We start from the raw sequence: 18,222 nt of genomic DNA, 5'->3' as shown, positions 1-18,222 counted from the left end.
AATGTTCACCCCAACCTACTTGCTTGATAATATTCCTTAAGGGTTCATGATGTTTTATTATAAGTTCATAGATGAAGAGCATCATCCTGTTCGAGGACAGGGGACAATTCGTTTAGGAACTTTTAATTATTATAAACAAATGGAAACTGACAACCCGATTTCTGATTCTGAAGAAGGTCGTCTGCATTATGAAGTAAACGCTTTATACCAAGGTTCCGATGCTATGAGCAGAATCCCTGGTTTAAATCAAATTATTTCTGGTGAGGGGACTTTGCAGTTTGTTGATTGCACCGTTGTTGTTCCATTTCCAAATTGTTTATTATTTTGTTGCTCAGCTTTTCAAATTGAACCAAACCACGAAGAATTGCTTAATCTTGCAATAAAACTTGGTAAGTGCTCTTACTATAAAATTGAGAATATTAATAAGTTTTCGTCGCTTTTACTTCGTTCAATCATAGAAAGTATGAAAGTTTCCGATTTAAGCCATCCTTTTGGAAAAAATTGGACGATAGCCGAAATCAACAATTTACAAATTGGTTTTTTACAAAAAGCGATTCAATATGGGGATAAGCATGTTGTAATCGGTTCCTCTGACGAAGACCACAGTGGGTTAGAGAAACAGATTGAACATGTTTTTAAAAAAAGTTTGAAATATCAAGATGACAGAGAACATCGAATTGTATTTTTTATTAACTCACAGGCGCATCAAAATGCTTTGATTAATATTAATTGCGATTATTTGGATTTGGAATTAAATCCGTATAAACAGTTAATTATTTGAATAAATATTTTTTGCAAGGATTTTTAAAATGTCACAAACTTTCGACGTCATCGTCATCGGCGCAGGCCCTGGCGGTTACATTGCTGCGATTCGTGCAGCGCAATTGGGCTTATCTACGGCTTGCATTGAAGGCAATCCGTATGATGATCCAAAAGGTGAGCCACGTTTGGGTGGTACTTGCTTGAATGTGGGTTGCATCCCATCTAAAGCGTTGTTGCACAGTTCGCATTTGTTTGAAGATGCGAACCATCATTTTGAAGACAATGGCATTTCGGTCAAAGGCGTGAGCATGGATCCCGCCAAAATGGTGGCACGTAAAAATGCCATCGTTGACAAAATGACGGGTGGCATCCAATATTTGTTCAAGAAAAACAAAGTGATTTTGCTTAAAGGTTACGGCGCATTCGTGAAGCAAGAGGGTGGTTTGACTCAAGTGCAAGTGACAGACAAAGACGGTAATGCATCGATTGTGAGCGCAAAAAATGTCATCATCGCCACAGGTTCTAAGGCTCGTCATTTGCCAAGCATCGCTGTGGACAATGTTCAAGTGTGCGATAACGAAGGTGCGTTGAACTTCTCTACCGTGCCTAAGAAATTGGGTGTGATTGGTGCGGGTGTGATTGGTTTGGAGTTGGGTTCTGTGTGGCGTCGTTTGGGTGCTGAAGTGACGGTGCTCGAAGCCATGCCTGCATTCCTTGGCGCAGCCGATGGTGCCATTGCCAAAGAAGCGAAAAAACTGTTTGAAAAACAAGGCTTGAAATTTCAGTTGGGTGTGTCGATTGGTGATGTGAAGGTCAGCAAAAAAAGCGTGACGGTGAACTACACAACAGCTGATGGTGCAGAAGCCAAAGGCGAGTTTGATAAGTTGATCGTTTCTGTGGGTCGTACACCCAATACGGACAATCTGAATCTCGAGGCGGTGGGTGTGAAAACCAATGAACGTGGGTTCATTGAAGTGAACCATGATTGCGCGACGGCAGTGGCTGGCATTTGGGCGATTGGTGATGTGATTCCAGGCCCGATGTTGGCACATAAGGCTGAAGATGAGGGCGTGGCTGTTGCAGAACGCATCGTTGGCCAAAAACCGCACATCGATTACAATTGCGTGCCTTGGGTGATTTACACCAGTCCTGAGATTGCATGGGTGGGCCAAACTGAAGAAGCACTCAAAGCAGCGGGTCGTGAAATCAAATCAGGTCAATTCCCATTCATGGCCAATGGTCGTGCTTTGGGCATGGGTTCAGCCGAAGGCTTTGTGAAAATGATTGCTGATGCGAAGACCGATGAAATTTTGGGCGTGCACATCATTGGTGCAGGCGCATCAGATTTAATTGCAGAAGCTGTTGTGGCGATGGAATTCAAAGCAGCGTCAGAAGACATTGCCCGTGTATGCCATCCCCATCCAAGCATGTCAGAAGTGATGCGTGAAGCGGCGTTGGCCGTGGATAAACGGACTTTAAACATGTGATGTTGACATGCGTGTATGTCGTTAATCAAAACCCCTTGTATGTACAAGGGGTTTTTTGTTTGATTTTTTGGATAAATCAAAATATCCTTAAATCATAAGATGTTTTGATTCAAATGTTGTTATTCCAATTAAAATATAATGGGACAATGACGATGCTTTTTCATCATCAAAGCCATGTAACATCAGATGTTTAGTGGAGATATCGATGGATGTCAGAATGGGTGAAATTTGATTCCTTATAATATCAACGGAAGGGTTCACTGAATTGCGTTAATATTCATACCCATAGGCTTGTCAATTATAAATTGAGCAATATATTCAGTTTTTTCAACATCTTTTGACAACTTCGTTGGGCATTGCGGACAAACCTGTTGTCGTTCTCAGAATTTATCGAAGGGAATTGGGTGGCTTGCTTCTTTCAATTCTTAAGGGTCTTAGGAAGCAAACGCATTAAAATATGCGCTAAGCTCTTGAGACCAAATGAAAAACAAGTACTTCAAACATTCAAAAATTAGCGAAGCGAAGTTTCGCCAAATTTTACGGTATTTTGCCCTTGATTTAACGGCAACGGAATGTGCTGCGTTAAGCGGCATATCCGTTCGTTCAATCAACACCATTTACCTCAAGATTCGTCGTCGTTTGGTGATTGTTTGTCTCCAAGGCTCACCACTCAAAGGAGAGTTGGAAGCCGACGAATCATATTTTGGTCCGCATCGTGTTCGAGGTAAACGCGGACGTGGTGCTTCAGGTAAAACCATCGTGTTTGGTTTACTCAAACGTGATGGCAATATCTACACTGAGATTGTGCCTGATGCTTCCAAAGCCAGCCTGCAAGCCATTATTCGTGGGAAAGCAGACATTAACAGCGTTATCCATACCGATGGTTGGCGCGGCTATAATGGCTTGGTGGACATCGGGTTTGATAAACACTTCCGGGTGAATCATGGTGCCGATGAGTTTGTAAATGGTTCTAATCATGTGAATGGGATAGAATCATTCTGGAGCTATGCTAAACGTCGTTTGGTTCAGTTTAACGGCGTTCCGAAAAACACATTTTTACTGCATTTGAAGGAAACTGAATTTAGGTTTAACCATCGCAAAAGCGACTTGTATAAAGTGCTTCTTAACATGCTGCGAGATGAGCCGTTATTGAATTCTGCTTCCTAAGACCCTTCTTAATTATCAAATCAATGGCATCTGCTTACAAATAAACAGAAGGTGACTCATGAGTTCAAACAATTCAATTTCAGAAGACCATGATGTTGCGCCACGCATCGCATGTGTGCAAATGGTGTCCTCCACCGATGTGCTTGTGAACATCAGCACAGCGCGTGAGTTGATTGCGAAAGCGGTCGCCGATGGTGCACAAGTGGTGGTTTTGCCCGAGTATTTTTGCATCATGGGGCGCAATGAGACCGATAAACTGGCTGTGGCAGAGGACTTTGTGGGGGAGGCGACCCATGTTGGGACGCCTTTACAACATTTTTTACGTCAACAGGCCATTCAACATCAGATTTACTTGATTGCAGGTACGGTTCCATTGAAAAGCAATGATCCGAATAAGGTGTTCAATACGACGATCGTTTATGCCCCAACTGGTCGCATTGAAGCGCGCTACGATAAAATTCATTTGTTTGGTTTCACCAATGGCATTGAATCGTACAACGAGGGTGATGCGATCATGGCGGGTGATGCGACTGCGCCGTGCATATGGGATAGCCCTTGGGGACGGATTGGGATTGCGATTTGTTATGACATTCGCTTCCCAGAATTGTTTCGCATGGCTGGGGAGGTGATTGCTTGGGTGGTGGTGGCAGCTTTTACGTACACCACAGGGCAGGCGCATTGGGAAATTTTACTGCGTGCACGTGCAATTGAAAACCAATGTTACCTTGCCGCATGTGGACAGGGCGGCACGCATGAAAATGGCCGTCGTACATTTGGTCACACAATGTGGATTGACCCATGGGGCGCGGTGCAAGCGGTTCTGCCAGAAGGTGTCGGCGTGGTCAGCGGCAATCTGTTAAACTCTCGCATTGCGCGAGTGCGGGCAAGTTTGCCTGCATTGAAGCACAGGGTCATGAGTTGCGGCAGCGCATTGGAACAACCCGTAAAAGATGGAAAATAAAAAACTGGTTTTATTTGTCGTCACTCCATTGCGTCTTGTGTTCGGTTTTTCTGGCGCAAGACCGTTACTCCCAATATGTGTTGCTAATGCATATTTTTTCCCCGCTTAAAATATTTTTATCCCTTCTGATTTGTTGACCTTACTTTGAATTCACACATGACCTTACATCACGATAACTTTAAAATCGCCGAATCTTTATTGCTCACACCTTATGGTTTGACAACTCAAAACCTTGATCGCGTGTTCGCTGAAGTGTTTGCGCACCATGCAGACGATGCAGACTTGTATTTTCAATACACACGCAGCGAAGGTTGGAGTTTAGAAGAGGGCATTGTTAAAGCAGGTAGTTTTAGTATCGATCAAGGTGTGGGCGTGCGCACAGTGGTGGGTGAAAAAACAGCATTTGCGTATTCAGACAACATTCATCTTGATGCATTGCTTGATGCCGCACGTGTGACGCGCGACATCGCCCCAGCAGTTGATCCACGGGGGGTGAAAGTGGTGTCAAAATCAGCGCTGCCCATGAGCATGAAACCCATCTCACCCTATGCGGCAGCATTGTATGCGGCACATGACCCGATTGCCAGCCTGACTTCGGCTGAAAAAGTTGCGTTGTTGGAGCGTTTGGAAAAAATGGCGCGGGCGGTTGATCCTCGGGTGACGCAAGTGATGGCAAGTGTGTCGGCGGAATATGATGTGGTCTTGATTGCCCGAGCCGATGGGCGATTGGCGGCCGATGTGCGGCCGTTGGTGCGCGTGAATTGCTCTGTCGTGGTCGAGTCGAACGGTCGGCGTGAACAAGGTTTTGCTGGCGGCGGTGGACGCAGCGATTATGGTTATTTCAGTGATGACGTATTGCATGGCTATGCCAAAGAGTCGGTGCGCCAAGCCTTGGTCAATCTTGATGCCGTGCCTGCACCTGCGGGCATTTTACCTGTTGTATTGGGTCCTGGTTGGCCTGGTGTGTTGTTGCATGAGGCCATTGGTCATGGTTTGGAGGGCGATTTTAATCGCAAAGGCTCATCGGCTTTCGCAGGTAAAATTGGTCAACGTGTGGCTGCTAAAGGCGTCACCGTGGTCGATGATGGCACGTTGGTGGGTCGTCGCGGTTCATTGAATGTCGATGATGAAGGCCATGCGACGCAACGCAATGTCTTGATTGAGGATGGTATTTTGAAAGGTTATATGCAAGATGCCATGAATGCACGCTTGATGAACGCAGCAGCCACTGGCAATGCACGTCGTGAGTCATATGCGCATTTGCCGATGCCACGCATGACCAACACTTACATGCTGGGTGGTTCTATGGATCCACAGGAAATCATTGCGTCCGTCAAGCATGGAATTTATGCCCCGAATTTTGGCGGTGGTCAAGTGGACATCACCAATGGAAAATTCGTTTTCTCGACCACTGAGGCGTATTTGATTGAAAATGGAAAAATCACCCAACCGATCAAAGGGGCAACTTTGATCGGCAATGGTCCTGATGCTTTGACTAAAGTGAAAATGATTGGTAACGATATGTCCCTTGATTCGGGGGTTGGTATTTGTGGCAAGGAAGGACAGAGTGTTCCTGTGGGTGTGGGACAACCCACCTTGCGCATTGACGGTTTAACAGTGGGTGGAGCGCAATTATAATGGTGGCAAAAAGCATGACGCAACGGATTTGGCTTTGGTTGTTGGTGACGGGGGTATTGTTGTTGCTGTTGACTGAAGTTTTTCCTTGGGGACATGCGGTTGACATGTGGTTTGCGCAGTTATTATACGATGATGCCACCGGGCGTTTTGTCTTGTTGCACAAAGGTTGGGTCGAAAAATATTTACATAATTTACCTCAAAATGTGCTGCGGATTGTGCCTGTTTATATGTTGATCCAAGTGGTTTACGGGGGCTATTTAAAATGGAAAACAGGTTTAAATGCTGTGCAACATGAGGTTTGGCGTCGCTGGATTGGACTGCTGATTGGCGCGGTGGCCACTGTGGTGGTGGTCAATGTGATTAAAAGCCAGACCAATGTGGCGTGCCCATGGGATTTAAAGCCTTTCGGTGGTGAATGGACGTATGTTGACTTGTTTACCGCACGACCTTGGGCACCTCAAGTGATTAAGTGCTGGCCTGCAGGGCATGGGGCGGCTGGTTTTTCGATCATTGCAGTGGCTTTTGTGATGGGCTGGCCACCCACCATCTGGCGAAAAAATTTGGTCGTTGGTGATGATCGCATACCCACATGGTTGGGGGCGAAAGCTTTTGTGTGGTACGCCTTGTTTTTGAGCACAGCATTGGGGGCTGTCCGTATTTTACAGGGTGGACATTTCTTGTCGCACCATCTTTGGGCATTGTGGTGGGTGCTTGTGGTTTTGATGATACTGGTTGAGTTGGGGGTCATAAAAAAACGCTGGCTAAATGACTAAACGACTTTATGTTTTGTATAATGACAAAAATATTAAAAATATAGCCATTGTATAAATAAACCTTTGTCACACAAACAAGCAAAGGATTCGTTTTGGATGTTTTGTTATGTTATTACCATCGCAAGTCAGTTTAATTGAGCAGCAATTCGTAACGGAGCATGCACGTGTGTTCGTCACCAATGTGGATGGTCAGAAAGTGGTCGTCAAACGCCAAGAAATCGCACGTCCTGCTTGGCGTTATGTAATTTTACGTGCGTGTTCATATTTACTGGGCGAGCCTTTACTTATGCCTGCGCATGTTCCTGGTGGGGCTGCTGCTCAAACGATCGAAGTGTCTCGAATTAAGCGTTTAACCACTGCGGGGGTACCCGTGCCTCAATTGTTGCATGCCTCTTCAGAATGGTTCGCCATTGAATATTTAGGGACAAGTAATTTGCGCGATAAAATGCTTCATGGTGAGCATCCCGCCAGTTATTACTGGGAGCAGGCATTAAATGCCATCTTAGATGTCCATAAAAAAGGTCAGAACCTGAGCCAGTCTTTTTTTCGCAACCTCATGTATGACAAGGGACAAGTGTTTTTTATTGATTTTGAAGATGACCCAGAACAATCCATGGGGCTGGTGAATGCCCAATCAAGGGATTGGCTATTTTTTTTATTTTCATCGACATGGTTGGTTGAGTTGAGCAACGACGCCAAGGCCGATTTGCTGTGGCGCTACATCAAACAAGAGCGACCAGAAGTGCAAGCCAGTGTGGTGCATTTGGCTAGAACAACAGGCTGGTTGAGGTTCTTACCGAAAAAACGCAAGCCGTGGGGGCGTGATGTGATGGCTGCGCAAGCGTACGCTCAATTGATTGTTGGATTAAAAGATAAATATTACAAGGCCAACTGACTTCAATGAACATTGTTCAATGGTTATTGAACATGGGGTCATCGATCCACCAACACATCAGCCGCATGCCATGCATCCTCAGCTTGACTGAGGCGGCTGCTTGCGCTGCGTCGTAATTTCTCTGCTGTACCTGCAACCAATACATTCAATAAAGCCAATGTTCCGACGTGGCTGTCAAAAGGCCCAGCGCCCGCTGCTGCAACCACCATCACTTGACTGGTGAGCGTGCTCAATGGTGACAATACGCTGTCAATGATGGCGATGACATTGAGTCCCCGCCCATATGCAGTTTCAACGGCTTCCACGACCCAGCGGTCATAACGGCGCAAATCAATGGCCACGATCGCATCATTTGGGTTTAATTGGGTCATCGTTCGAGCCACTTGCACTGGATTGCCTTCAACCATGTACACATGGGGTCTGAGTGCGGATAAATCTTCGATGAATTGTTGAGCCACTCCACGAGAGGCGTTACCTGAAATCACGTAAACCGATGATTTTAATTCACTGAGCTGGGCGATGCTGGCGTCCAATTTGACTTGATCGATGTTATTCAATGTGTGTTGCAAATTACTGATTTCCATTTGTAAATGGTGCTCCAGCGTGCTGTTTGCATTGTCTTTGATGCGCACGGCTGCGGGCTCAAGCAGACTGGCAAGGCTATGGCGCACTGCATTTTGCATGTCACTGAAACCACTGAAACCAAGCTTGGAAGATAAACGTGCCACTGTGGCGACACCCGATTCTGCAGCTTGTGCCAAATCAGAAACTGTGCCAAAAGCAACAAATTTGGGTTGTTGCAGCACAATTTCGGCAACGCGTCGTTCGGATTTGGTCAGGGCATGTGCATGTTGGCCAATGAGTTCAGCGAGAGGAGGTGGTGGTGTGTGCATAATTAAAGGGCTCTTTTTAAAGTGTGAATCCATTATCCATTAAATTGTATGTGGCATCAATTTTTGTAGGTTATGGAATTTTTAAAACTTAACTTCAAATTTATGGAATTTAAATTCCATTTCGTGTATGATTTGGAACATCACAACATTTTCTTGGAGTCATCATGATCACACAACACATTCAACCTAAAGTGGTGCACAACATCATCCCTTTGGCCTTTTTTGCACCCGCATGCGATTTTCAAGATGAATCATTCATCAATCAGGCGGACAAACACGCCGATTGTTTGCCCGCTGCTGTGCGTGAGGCATTGCGTGAGTTTCATGCCCATCCGCATAAAAGTGGTGGGTTGTTGATTAAGGGTTTAACTGTTGGGGAGTTGCCTGCGACGCCAATAACACCGACGACCCCCACAACGAAAGATTGCACCAGTGAACTGACTTTGCTGACGGTTGCCAAATGCTTGGGCGAGCCTGTGGGTTATGAGCCAGAGTTGGGGGGGCGCTTGATTCAAAACCTTGTGCCCACCAAAACAGCCAGCGATCGTCAAGTATCGACCTCGTCTAAAGTGCCTTTGATGTTTCATACCGAAGCCGCATTTCACCCGCATCGCCCCAGTTATTTGCTGTTATTATGCTTAAAAGGTGACCCAGCCGCTTCAACTACTTTGGCCTCGATTCGTGAAGTACTGCCGTTGTTGAGTGATGATGTGGTGCGTGTTTTATTTCAGCCGCGTTTCCGTACCGCCATTGACGAAAGTTATTTGCATGGTCGTACCAATGTTCTGGGAGAATTGGTGCCCGTGTTGAGTGGCGAGCCAGAGTGCCCAACCATGGTGTTTGATGCCGATTTGATGGTGGGGGAGGATGAGGAGGCGCAAGCAGCATTGGAAGCTTTATCCCGTGCAGTTGAATCATGCCACACAGGGGTGTGCTTGGAAAAGGGTGATTTGTTGGTGGTTGATAATGCCGTGGCTGTTCATGGTCGCAGCCAATATTCACCCAGATTTGATGGCACAGACCGTTGGTTGCAGCGTACATTTGTCGTTGATAGTTTGATCGACAGTGCCGATGAGCGTCAGGGGCGTGTGATTTCGACAACTTTTGGAATTTAATTTGAATGACTCATTCTACCCATTCTATAAAAGCCCTCGTAGAAACACTTCAAGCCATGCCTGCGCCCGAGCGCACGTTTGCCAGCGACAACTCCGCAGGTGCACACCCCGCAGTCATGGCGGCTTTGGCACAAGCCAATCAAAACCATGCCTTGGCTTACGGCAGTGACCCATGGACGGCGCAGACGCAAGCCCATTTTAAAAGTTTATTTGGTGAACACACAGAGTCCTTGCTGGTGTTTGGTGGCTCGGGTGCCAATGTGATGGCTTTGGCCACTTTATTGCAGGCGGGTGAATGTGTGGTGTGCAGCGATAAGGCGCACATTGCGCTGGATGAAACGGGTGCACCTGAGCGAGCTTTGGGTGCCAAGTTACTCATGTTGCCGACCTGCGATGGCAAAATCAAGCCTGAACAACTTGAAGCATTGAAATCAATGGTGGGCGTACAGCACAGTGCACAGCCTGGTGTTTTGTCCATCACCCAACCAACTGAATTGGGTGCACTGTACTCTGTCGAAGAAATTGCAGCCTTATGCGACACGGCACATGCAATGGACATGCGCGTACACCTCGATGGGGCGCGGATTGCCAATGCGACCGCCGCACTCGGCGGCACAATCAATGCATTGCGTGCTTTCACGAGCGATGTGGGCGTTGATGTGCTCAGTTTTGGAGGTACAAAAGCGGGGCTGATGTTTGGTGAGGCCGTGATTTATTTGAACCCCATTTATGCTCGGCGTGCCAAGTATGTGCGCAAACAGGTCAACCAACTGCCATCCAAAATGCGGTTTGTGGCCGCTCAATTCAATGCTTTACTGACGGATAACCTGTGGATTCAATTGGCACAACAAGCCAATGCCATGAGTCGTCGTTTGTACGACGCGACGGTCTCGCTCAAAGGCATTTCATTTGACGCTGTACCGCAAGTCAACAGCAGTTTCCCGATCATTCCAGCTCAACTCATCACGCCATTAAGTGACTGGTGCATGTTTTGGGATTGGGACATGAGCCGTTCTCAGGTGCGCTGGATGACCGCATGGGATACAACTGAAGTTGATGTCGATCATTTTGCGGCTGGTGTAGAAGCCGCATTGTCAGTCATTCACTCAAATATTTAAGCAGGTTTTAAAAAACTTTAGAAAAAATTTAAACAGGAGCACTCATGTACCCAAATCAATTGCTGATCAATGGCCAGTTGGTCAAAGGTCAAGGTCAAGTCGAAGACATCATCAACCCCGCCACAGGGAAAAAAATATGCGAAGTGCCAGAAGCTTCGATTGAGCAAATGAATGCGGCGGTGCAAGGTGCGCATGAGGCATTCAACAGCTGGCGAGCCACCACACCACAAACCCGCAGTCATGCTTTGCTTAAAATCGCCGATTGGGTTGACAGCAACGCCGCCATGTTGGCGCAATTGGAGTCAGACAATTGTGGCAAGCCGCACCACGCGGTGCTCAATGACGAGTTGCCTGCCGTTGCTGATGTGTTCCGCTATTTTGCAGGTGCGATCCGCAATCAAAGCGCACCCGTGGGTGGCGAGTATTTGAACGGTTTCACCAGTTTCATCCGTCGCGACCCTGTGGGCGTGGTCGCCTCTATTGCACCGTGGAATTACCCACTCATGATGATGGCGTGGAAAGTTGCACCAGCCATTGCCACAGGCAACACTGTGGTGCTCAAACCGTCTGAGCTCACACCGTTAACAGCATTGGCCTTGGGTCAATTTTTAGCAGAGGTTTTACCAGCTGGTGTGGTTAATGTCATCACAGGACGGGGTGAGTCGGTCGGCAGTGGCCTTGTCAATCATCCACAAGTGCGCATGATTTCACTCACTGGCGATATTGGTACAGGGCAAAAAATGCTCGATGCGGCACGAGGTACGGTTAAACGCACGCATTTGGAGCTTGGCGGTAAAGCCCCCGTGATTGTCTTTGATGATGCGAACATTCAAGCGGCAATCGATGGCATTAAAGTATTTGGCTTCTACAATGCAGGGCAGGATTGCACGGCAGCATGTCGCATTTACGTACAGAAAAAAGCGTACGATCATTTTGTCGCGGACTTGAGTGCCGCCGTATCCAGCATCAAAGTTGGTGCACCGAATGACCCAACCACAGAAATGGGCGCATTGATTTCGCAACGTCAACGTGAACGCGTTGCCAGTTTTGTTGAGCGTGCCGCCAACGTTCCGCATATTCAAATCACTGCGGGTGGCAGTGCGCCGGCAGGTGATGGATTCTTCTATCTCCCAACGGTGATTGCTCATGCCCGTCAAGACGATGAAATCGTTCAGCGTGAAGTGTTTGGCCCTGTGGTGTCTGTGACCCCATTTGACGATGAAGCGCAAATCATTCAAATGGCCAATGACACCGAATACGGTCTTGCCTCATCGGTTTGGACGCAAAATGTGGGTCGAGCCATGCGTGTATCGAGTCAGCTGCAATATGGTTGCACATGGATCAACACGCACTTTATGTTGACATCAGAAATGCCGCATGGTGGCTTGAAACGTTCAGGGTATGGTAAAGATTTATCAAATTATGCTTTGGAGGATTACACATGCCCACGGCACATCATGTTGGCACATGACTAAAAACCGTGGATTTTGCTGCGCGCGAAAATAATTTTTCGTGCTATAATTCGCACTGGCGGGTCCCTTCGCATTGTGGGGCAGTGAATCGGGTCAGGTTCGGAAGAAAGCAGCCACAGCTGTTATCCATAAGTGCCGAAGTTCAGGCTCGCCTTAAAATTCCTTAATGGGGCGACGACGCAAGTCGTCGCCCCATTAATTTTTTCATAACGAGCATGCCTGCGGCTTGCGCTGTGTTGATTGTGTCCCTGTTAAAGTGGTGATCATGCTGAGTCGCCGCGTGCTTCGCGCAAGGCCATCAATCAACACATCGCAAAAGTAAGGTTTCACTTTTGCGATATGGATTCTATGAGCTCTCAAGTTTTAGCGCGTAAATGGCGGCCACGGGATTTTGCATCCCTTGTTGGGCAAGCACATGTGGTCAAAGCATTGACCCACGCCTTAACGGAACAACGCTTGCATCATGCGTATTTGTTTACAGGCACGCGCGGGGTGGGTAAAACCACCATTGCGCGGATTTTAGCCAAGTCATTGAACTGTGAAAAAGGCATCTCCGCAACACCATGCGGTGAATGTGAAGCTTGTTTGGAAATCGATGCGGGTCGTTTTGTTGACCTGCTTGAAATTGATGCTGCGAGCAACACAGGCGTCGACGACATGCGCCAACTCATTGAAAATGCAGTTTATATGCCAACTGCAGGACGTTACAAAGTGTATTTGATTGACGAGGTGCACATGCTCTCGAAGTCAGCATTCAATGCGCTTTTAAAAACATTGGAAGAGCCACCTGCGCATGTGCTGTTCATCCTCGCCACGACCGATCCACAAAAAATATTACCAACGGTGTTGTCGCGTTGCTTGCAATTTAACCTCAAGCAAATGCCACCAGCGGACATCGTTGCGCACCTCACTCATATTTTGACAGAAGAGCATGTTGCTTTTGAAGCACCCGCTTTAAATGTTTTGGCCAAAGGCGCTCAAGGCAGCATGCGTGATGCGCTGTCATTGACCGACCAAGCAATTGCATTCAGCCGCTCGAACATCACGGTGGACGCAGTGCGTGATATGCTTGGCAGCACCGATAGTGCCCAGATTGAAGCCATTTTGCGCGCATTGATTGCCAAAAATGGAGCGGCCTTGGTGGCGATTGCTGAACAAATGGCTGCATCTTCCACTTCATTCTATGACGCAACAGTTGAATTGGCGCAAGTGCTGTATCGGATCAGTTTGGCACAGGTGGTGCCGAGTGCACAGACCGATGATGTGCAGCTTGCAGCTGTGATTGCTGATTTATCCCCTCAGTTGGGGGCGGACGAAGTGCAATTGTATTACAGCATCGTCACCAACAGCCGTGAGCAACTGCACCTCGCACCTGATGCGCAAGCGGGTTTCACCATGATGTTGTTGCGCTTGCTGGCCTTTGCACCCACAAAAGATAAGGCAATAACAGTAAAAAAGCCATAAGCGCAGCAGCTCCACTTGCAGCAGTTGTGCCTGTTGCGTCTTCTGTTGCGCCGAATGTTGAGCCCAAAGTTCCATTGAAAAAACGCACAGTGCACCACGAGTCTGTGGTGGCACCTGAGCCGCCGATGGAGTGGGTGGATGATCGCCACGATGCCGTGACCACATTCAGTGAGCCTGTGAACGTGCCACACATTGCACCTGAGCATGTACAGCCGCACGAATGGGCGAGTTTGGTGGATAAGTTGCATGTCCGTGGTTTGGAAAAGCAATTGGCGCAACAAAGTGAATTGATGGTTTTTGACGACAAAAACATAGAATTGCGTTGTGAAAACCGCATGTTGGCAACCAGTCCGATTGCTGTGTCGGGCTTGGAAAAGCGCTTAAATGTATACTTCACTGACAAAAAACGTCACTTAAAAGTACATTTGGGCAGTGTGGCTGCGACACCCGCCAGTGAGAAAGCGCAGGCACGCGCTGTTGAGCTTGAAGGTGCGCAAAAATTGGTCGCTGAAGACCCCACCATTCATGCACTTATTCATGAGCTGGACGGCATGCTGATTCCAAGTTCAGTACAAGCAACTTGACATGCTTTAAAATAATATGACACCATTCGCTTTTGTTGACACAATGTGTGACACATTAAGAAACGATGAACAACGACTAACCAGAGGAATTCAATATCATGATGAAAAATCAACTCGCAGGCCTGATGAAACAAGCTCAAAAAATGCAAGATGACATGAAAAAAGCCCAAGATGAATTGGCAACAGTTGAGGTTGAAGGTCAATCGGGTGCAGGTTTGGTTAAAATCACCATGACTTGCAAACACGATGTGAAGCGTGTGGTCATTGATCCATCGTTGCTGGCTGATGACAAAGACATGTTGGAAGACCTTGTGGCTGCTGCCATGAATGATGCCGTGCGCCGTGCAGAAGCAACGACATCAGAGCGCATGAGCGGTCTAACGGCCGGTATGAACATGCCCGCTGGTTTCAAAATGCCATTTTAAGTCAATTCATCATGTAAAGTGTTTGATCTATGGTGGTGGGTGCACCAGCGAACGCAAATGCATGTTAAAAAAAGAAACTGAAACAGTTTCGATTGACTATAATAGCAAAACACATAGGAGTTCAACATGAGTTGGTTAGAAAAGATTTTGCCTCCGCGCATTCAAACCTCAGAAGCGAAAAAAGTCGTGCCTGAAGGTTTATGGGTCAAATGCCCATCATGCGATGAGGTATTGTATGGTGCTGATTTGGAAAGCAACCAACATGTTTGCCCAAAATGTGACCATCATTTGCGCATCAATGCGCGTGCACGGATCAACAAATTGCTGGATGAAGCAGGGCGTGTTGAGATTGGCCAAGAGGTTAAGCCGATTGATACGTTGAAATTCAAAGACAGTCGTAAATACACCGATCGTTTAACTGAGGCCACCAAACAAACCAAAGAATCGGATGCTTTGGTTGTGCAAGCTGGTACGATCATGGGACAAGATGTGGTGGTTGCCGCATTTGAGTTTGAGTTCATGGGCGGCTCGATGGGTTCTGTGGTGGGTGAGCGCTTTGTGCGGGGTGTGCGTTATGCCATCGAACACAAATGTGCTTTCATTTGCTTTACGGCTTCGGGTGGGGCGCGTATGCAAGAGGCTTTGATGTCGCTCATGCAAATGGCGAAAACCACAGCTGCATTGACACTGCTCGCAGAAAAACGTTTGCCATTCATCAGCGTATTGACGGACCCCACCATGGGGGGCGTGTCGGCAAGTTTTGCTTTCTTGGGGGATGTCGTGATGGCTGAGCCCAAGGCTTTGATTGGCTTCGCAGGACCTCGCGTGATTGAACAAACGGTTCGTGAGAAATTGCCTGAAGGCTTCCAACGCTCTGAGTTTTTGTTGGAAAAGGGCGCTTTGGACATGATTGTTAACCGCTTACACATGCGTGAAGAAATTGCACGTGTGATTGCGTTGTTGCGTCGACAGTCGGATGCGGCTTTTAATTAATGGCCTGCTGACCTGTGTCGAAGCACCCTCCGTCATTTTGCCCATAAGCGAATGGCGGATTTTTATTGATGGGTATTGACCTCAAGCTGCACTGAGTGTTCATGAGCCCGCTGTCTGCGAATTTAAATATGCCTTTTGCTTTTCCCTCTTTGCCCGAATGGCTTACCCATCTCGAAACCGCTCATACCAAGCCAATTGATTTGAGTTTGGATCGTGTACGCACCGTGAAAGAACGTTTAGAAGCCAGTTCTGCACTGACTTTAGATTATCCGATCATCACCGTGGGTGGCACCAATGGCAAAGGGTCAACGTGTGCTTTTTTGGAGCAGATGCTGTTGGCGGCAGGTTACAAGGTGGGCTGTCACACATCACCGCACATCATTGAGTTTACTGAACGTGCACGTTGGACTGGGAAGGATGCGCTTGAGTCAGAATTGTTGCCCTATTTTCAAATGGTGCACGATGCGTGTGAAGTCGAACCTGGTATTTCGTTATCGTATTTTGAGTTCACTTTGTTGGCCATTATGTGTTGGTTTGATGCCCAGAAGCCTGACGTGGTGGTGTTGGAGGTTGGCTTAGGTGGGCGCCTAGATGCTTGTAATGTCTTTGAGCCCATGTGCAGTGTGGTCACCAATGTGGACATTGACCATGTGGGCTTTTTGGGTGACACGCGAGAAGCCATTGGTTTTGAAAAGGCGGGAATTTTCCGTGCCAATAGGCCTGCCATTTGCGCAGATGACCATCCGCCACAACGTTTAATCGACCACGCCGCTGCGATTGGTGCTGATTTAAAACGCATTCATCAAGATTTTGATTTCACCGTGGTGCAAGACGATCAACGCAAACAATGGCGTTTTGTCGGTGAGCACACGCGGCGCAACAGCTTGGCGATGCCCGCTATGCGTGGGGATTATCAACTGGCGAATGCCAGTGCAGCATTGGCGGCGTTGGATGCTTTGAATGAAATCTTGCCTGTGCCTCAGCAAGCCGTGCGTTTGGGGTTGGCGAATGCGGTGGTGCGTGCCCGTTTTCAAGTGTTGCCAGGACAGCCCGTCACCGTATTGGATGTGGCACACAACCCACATGCAGCACGTGTTTTGGCGAAAAATATTGCTCAAATGGGTTATGCGCCATACACACATGCGGTTTTTGGGGCGATGGCCGACAAAGATATTGTGCAGGTTTTGCGGATCATGCGGGGTCAAATTGACCATTGGCATTTATGCAATTTGCTTGGATCGCGCGCGGCCAGCGCCGAACAGCTACACGACGCTTTAATTGATGCGGGCTTCGTGGAGGATGAGGATCACACGGTGCAAAAGCATGTCAGTGTCAAAGATGCATTAACGCATTTAGCCACGACGGTGGCTGCTAATGATAGAATTATCATTTTCGGATCATTCGTTACGATTGAGCAAGCACTTCTGGGTATGCCGCGTATGAATTGATGCATTTCAAGTCATTGATGCAGGCAAAACCACACATCATTCGAGCTTTTTCTTGTTTAAGGGGAGGCAATTTTCATCAGATTTTGTGTGGATGCTCATTTAAAATCTTTGACTTTAAACATCGCAAAAACAATGTTACTTTTGCGATTTACACATGATTTTTTAGGAAAAAAGGCTGGCCATGTGGTTCAAAAACAAGAAAGAAACAGACGCACCAGAGGTCACACCGCGTGCACCATCGCGCCGACGCAGCACCGATATTCGCAGTGAACTTGGCATTGGTGGGGATGCTGCTTCGAATGAAACCTTGCGCTCAATTCGGCCTGCACCTCGACGTGCGACACAGGCGGATACCAGTGCTGTGTATAACGAAGAAGTGCAATTGAATGATTTAAAAGTACGAGCACGCCGTCGTTTGATTGGTGCTTTAGTGCTGTTGGCAACTGCTTTTGTGATTTTGCCGTGGGTATTTGATGACAGCCGTAAGCTGGCTGCGCCGAATGTCAATGTCAATGTGCCAGACAAAAACCTACAGTTTGAGGTGAAAAATCCTCGAGCCACTGACACAGTGACTCCAGCAGTGGCCGATGTCGTAAAACCAGCGGACGCGAGTCTGGACAAAGCAACTGAAAAAAATGCTGCGCTTGTCACCAAGCCAGAAGTAAAGTCCGAGGTGAAAGCCGAAGCAAAAGCAGAGGTAAAGCCAGAGCTGAAAACGGAAGTGCCCGCGGGCACAACTGAGGGCAAATCCAAGTATGTGGTTCATATTGGCATTGTGAGTGATGCTGGTGAGCTGAATGCTTTACTCAAACGCTTATCTGCCGCAGGTGTAAAAGCTTCGCGCGAAACGGTGACTGTGGATGGTGTCAGTAAAACCCGTGTTCGCTTGGGGCCTTTTAACAATCAAACAGATGCACAATTGGCCGCAAACAAAGCCAAGGGTGCTGCAAAAAATCCAGTGGTGATCCCATTGACGCCAGCGGCAAAGCCGTAATTGGATTTTTTACATTCAGTGATCTTGACGGAT

Annotated in this window: 17 protein-coding genes, 1 other RNA gene and 1 pseudogene; 18 read left to right on the top strand and 1 reads right to left on the bottom strand. The window is 47.5% G+C overall.

The window, feature by feature from the left end; genetic code table 11:
* Positions 1-46: 46 nt before the first annotated feature.
* The 8 genes and pseudogenes from DTO96_RS08370 (at position 47) to DTO96_RS08340 (ending at position 7,683) form a co-directional block, all read left to right on the top strand.
* Complete coding sequence (locus tag DTO96_RS08370; protein WP_157964382.1) at positions 47-781, top strand: hypothetical protein; 735 nt, start codon at positions 47-49, stop codon at positions 779-781.
* Positions 782-809: 28 nt separating this feature from the next.
* Positions 810-875 (top strand): annotated as a pseudogene (locus DTO96_RS13185) (hypothetical protein); the annotation flags it as partial.
* The gene (lpdA, locus tag DTO96_RS08365; RefSeq protein WP_444542321.1) at positions 861-2,249 is read left to right on the top strand and encodes a dihydrolipoyl dehydrogenase; all 1,389 of its coding nucleotides are present in this window, start codon (positions 861-863) and stop codon (positions 2,247-2,249) included. The pseudogene DTO96_RS13185 and the gene lpdA, both read left to right, overlap by 15 nt.
* A gap of 480 nt (positions 2,250-2,729) precedes the next feature.
* Positions 2,730-3,416 carry an IS1595 family transposase gene (locus DTO96_RS08360; protein ID WP_114562080.1) on the top strand — a complete coding sequence of 229 codons (687 nt, stop codon included), beginning with the start codon at positions 2,730-2,732 and terminating at the stop codon, positions 3,414-3,416.
* Between the two features lie 58 nt (positions 3,417-3,474).
* Positions 3,475-4,377, top strand: a complete 903-nt coding sequence (locus tag DTO96_RS08355) for a carbon-nitrogen hydrolase family protein (RefSeq protein ID WP_114563076.1) — start codon at positions 3,475-3,477, stop codon at positions 4,375-4,377.
* Positions 4,378-4,533: 156 nt separating this feature from the next.
* Positions 4,534-6,015: a metalloprotease TldD gene (tldD, locus tag DTO96_RS08350; protein ID WP_114563075.1), complete on the top strand. Its 1,482-nt coding sequence runs from the start codon at positions 4,534-4,536 to the stop codon at positions 6,013-6,015.
* 14 nt (positions 6,016-6,029) lie between these two features.
* Positions 6,030-6,788: a phosphatase PAP2 family protein gene (locus DTO96_RS08345; RefSeq protein WP_157964381.1), complete on the top strand. Its 759-nt coding sequence runs from the start codon at positions 6,030-6,032 to the stop codon at positions 6,786-6,788.
* Positions 6,789-6,894: 106 nt separating this feature from the next.
* Complete coding sequence (locus DTO96_RS08340; RefSeq protein WP_114563073.1) at positions 6,895-7,683, top strand: BUD32 family EKC/KEOPS complex subunit; 789 nt, start codon at positions 6,895-6,897, stop codon at positions 7,681-7,683.
* A gap of 38 nt (positions 7,684-7,721) precedes the next feature.
* On the opposite strand, the gene DTO96_RS08335 is transcribed toward DTO96_RS08340, so the two are convergent.
* Positions 7,722-8,576, bottom strand: coding sequence for a MurR/RpiR family transcriptional regulator (locus DTO96_RS08335; RefSeq protein ID WP_192878974.1), 855 nt, complete (start codon positions 8,574-8,576; stop codon positions 7,722-7,724).
* Positions 8,577-8,740: 164 nt separating this feature from the next.
* Here DTO96_RS08335 and DTO96_RS08330 point away from each other — a divergent pair, with 164 nt between their 5' ends.
* From DTO96_RS08330 to DTO96_RS08285, 10 genes are all read left to right on the top strand, one after another.
* Positions 8,741-9,691 (top strand): TauD/TfdA family dioxygenase, encoded by a 951-nt coding sequence (locus tag DTO96_RS08330; RefSeq protein ID WP_114563071.1) that lies wholly within the window; start codon positions 8,741-8,743, stop codon positions 9,689-9,691.
* A gap of 5 nt (positions 9,692-9,696) precedes the next feature.
* A complete protein-coding gene (locus DTO96_RS08325; protein ID WP_225972464.1) occupies positions 9,697-10,809 on the top strand; it encodes a threonine aldolase family protein in 1,113 nt (370 codons plus the stop codon).
* 44 nt (positions 10,810-10,853) lie between these two features.
* Positions 10,854-12,284: a gamma-aminobutyraldehyde dehydrogenase gene (locus DTO96_RS08320; protein WP_114563069.1), complete on the top strand. Its 1,431-nt coding sequence runs from the start codon at positions 10,854-10,856 to the stop codon at positions 12,282-12,284.
* 54 nt (positions 12,285-12,338) lie between these two features.
* Positions 12,339-12,437: signal recognition particle sRNA small type (gene ffs / locus DTO96_RS08315), an RNA gene on the top strand.
* A gap of 192 nt (positions 12,438-12,629) precedes the next feature.
* The gene (dnaX, locus tag DTO96_RS08310) at positions 12,630-13,745 is read left to right on the top strand and encodes a DNA polymerase III subunit gamma/tau (protein WP_114563068.1); all 1,116 of its coding nucleotides are present in this window, start codon (positions 12,630-12,632) and stop codon (positions 13,743-13,745) included.
* A gap of 26 nt (positions 13,746-13,771) precedes the next feature.
* Complete coding sequence (locus DTO96_RS13075; RefSeq protein WP_114563067.1) at positions 13,772-14,329, top strand: DNA polymerase III subunit gamma/tau C-terminal domain-containing protein; 558 nt, start codon at positions 13,772-13,774, stop codon at positions 14,327-14,329.
* Between the two features lie 98 nt (positions 14,330-14,427).
* Positions 14,428-14,754 (top strand): YbaB/EbfC family nucleoid-associated protein, encoded by a 327-nt coding sequence (locus DTO96_RS08300; RefSeq protein WP_114563066.1) that lies wholly within the window; start codon positions 14,428-14,430, stop codon positions 14,752-14,754.
* Between the two features lie 126 nt (positions 14,755-14,880).
* Positions 14,881-15,747 (top strand): acetyl-CoA carboxylase, carboxyltransferase subunit beta, encoded by an 867-nt coding sequence (accD, locus tag DTO96_RS08295; RefSeq protein WP_114563065.1) that lies wholly within the window; start codon positions 14,881-14,883, stop codon positions 15,745-15,747.
* A 101-nt stretch (positions 15,748-15,848) separates the two neighbouring features.
* Positions 15,849-17,195, top strand: a complete 1,347-nt coding sequence (locus DTO96_RS08290; protein WP_225972463.1) for a bifunctional folylpolyglutamate synthase/dihydrofolate synthase — start codon at positions 15,849-15,851, stop codon at positions 17,193-17,195.
* A gap of 181 nt (positions 17,196-17,376) precedes the next feature.
* Complete coding sequence (locus DTO96_RS08285) at positions 17,377-18,189, top strand: SPOR domain-containing protein (RefSeq protein ID WP_114563064.1); 813 nt, start codon at positions 17,377-17,379, stop codon at positions 18,187-18,189.
* Positions 18,190-18,222: the final 33 nt, after the last annotated feature.

This window comes from Ephemeroptericola cinctiostellae (assembly GCF_003339525.1).
Lineage (GTDB): Bacteria > Pseudomonadota > Gammaproteobacteria > Burkholderiales > Burkholderiaceae > Hydromonas > Hydromonas cinctiostellae.
This window is presented reverse-complemented; position numbering and strand designations above follow the sequence as displayed.

Coding starts and splice junctions, on each gene's coding strand:
- DTO96_RS08370 (WP_157964382.1), top strand. CDS start 47: ATGATGTTTTATTATAAGTTCATAGATGAAGAGCATCATCCTGTTCGA.
- DTO96_RS08360 (WP_114562080.1), top strand. CDS start 2,730: ATGAAAAACAAGTACTTCAAACATTCAAAAATTAGCGAAGCGAAGTTT.
- DTO96_RS08355 (WP_114563076.1), top strand. CDS start 3,475: ATGAGTTCAAACAATTCAATTTCAGAAGACCATGATGTTGCGCCACGC.
- tldD (WP_114563075.1), top strand. CDS start 4,534: ATGACCTTACATCACGATAACTTTAAAATCGCCGAATCTTTATTGCTC.
- DTO96_RS08345 (WP_157964381.1), top strand. CDS start 6,030: ATGACGCAACGGATTTGGCTTTGGTTGTTGGTGACGGGGGTATTGTTG.
- DTO96_RS08340 (WP_114563073.1), top strand. CDS start 6,895: ATGTTATTACCATCGCAAGTCAGTTTAATTGAGCAGCAATTCGTAACG.
- DTO96_RS08335 (WP_192878974.1), bottom strand. CDS start 8,576: ATGCACACACCACCACCTCCTCTCGCTGAACTCATTGGCCAACATGCA.
- DTO96_RS08330 (WP_114563071.1), top strand. CDS start 8,741: ATGATCACACAACACATTCAACCTAAAGTGGTGCACAACATCATCCCT.
- DTO96_RS08325 (WP_225972464.1), top strand. CDS start 9,697: ATGACTCATTCTACCCATTCTATAAAAGCCCTCGTAGAAACACTTCAA.
- DTO96_RS08320 (WP_114563069.1), top strand. CDS start 10,854: ATGTACCCAAATCAATTGCTGATCAATGGCCAGTTGGTCAAAGGTCAA.
- dnaX (WP_114563068.1), top strand. CDS start 12,630: ATGAGCTCTCAAGTTTTAGCGCGTAAATGGCGGCCACGGGATTTTGCA.
- DTO96_RS08300 (WP_114563066.1), top strand. CDS start 14,428: ATGATGAAAAATCAACTCGCAGGCCTGATGAAACAAGCTCAAAAAATG.
- accD (WP_114563065.1), top strand. CDS start 14,881: ATGAGTTGGTTAGAAAAGATTTTGCCTCCGCGCATTCAAACCTCAGAA.
- DTO96_RS08290 (WP_225972463.1), top strand. CDS start 15,849: ATGAGCCCGCTGTCTGCGAATTTAAATATGCCTTTTGCTTTTCCCTCT.
- DTO96_RS08285 (WP_114563064.1), top strand. CDS start 17,377: ATGTGGTTCAAAAACAAGAAAGAAACAGACGCACCAGAGGTCACACCG.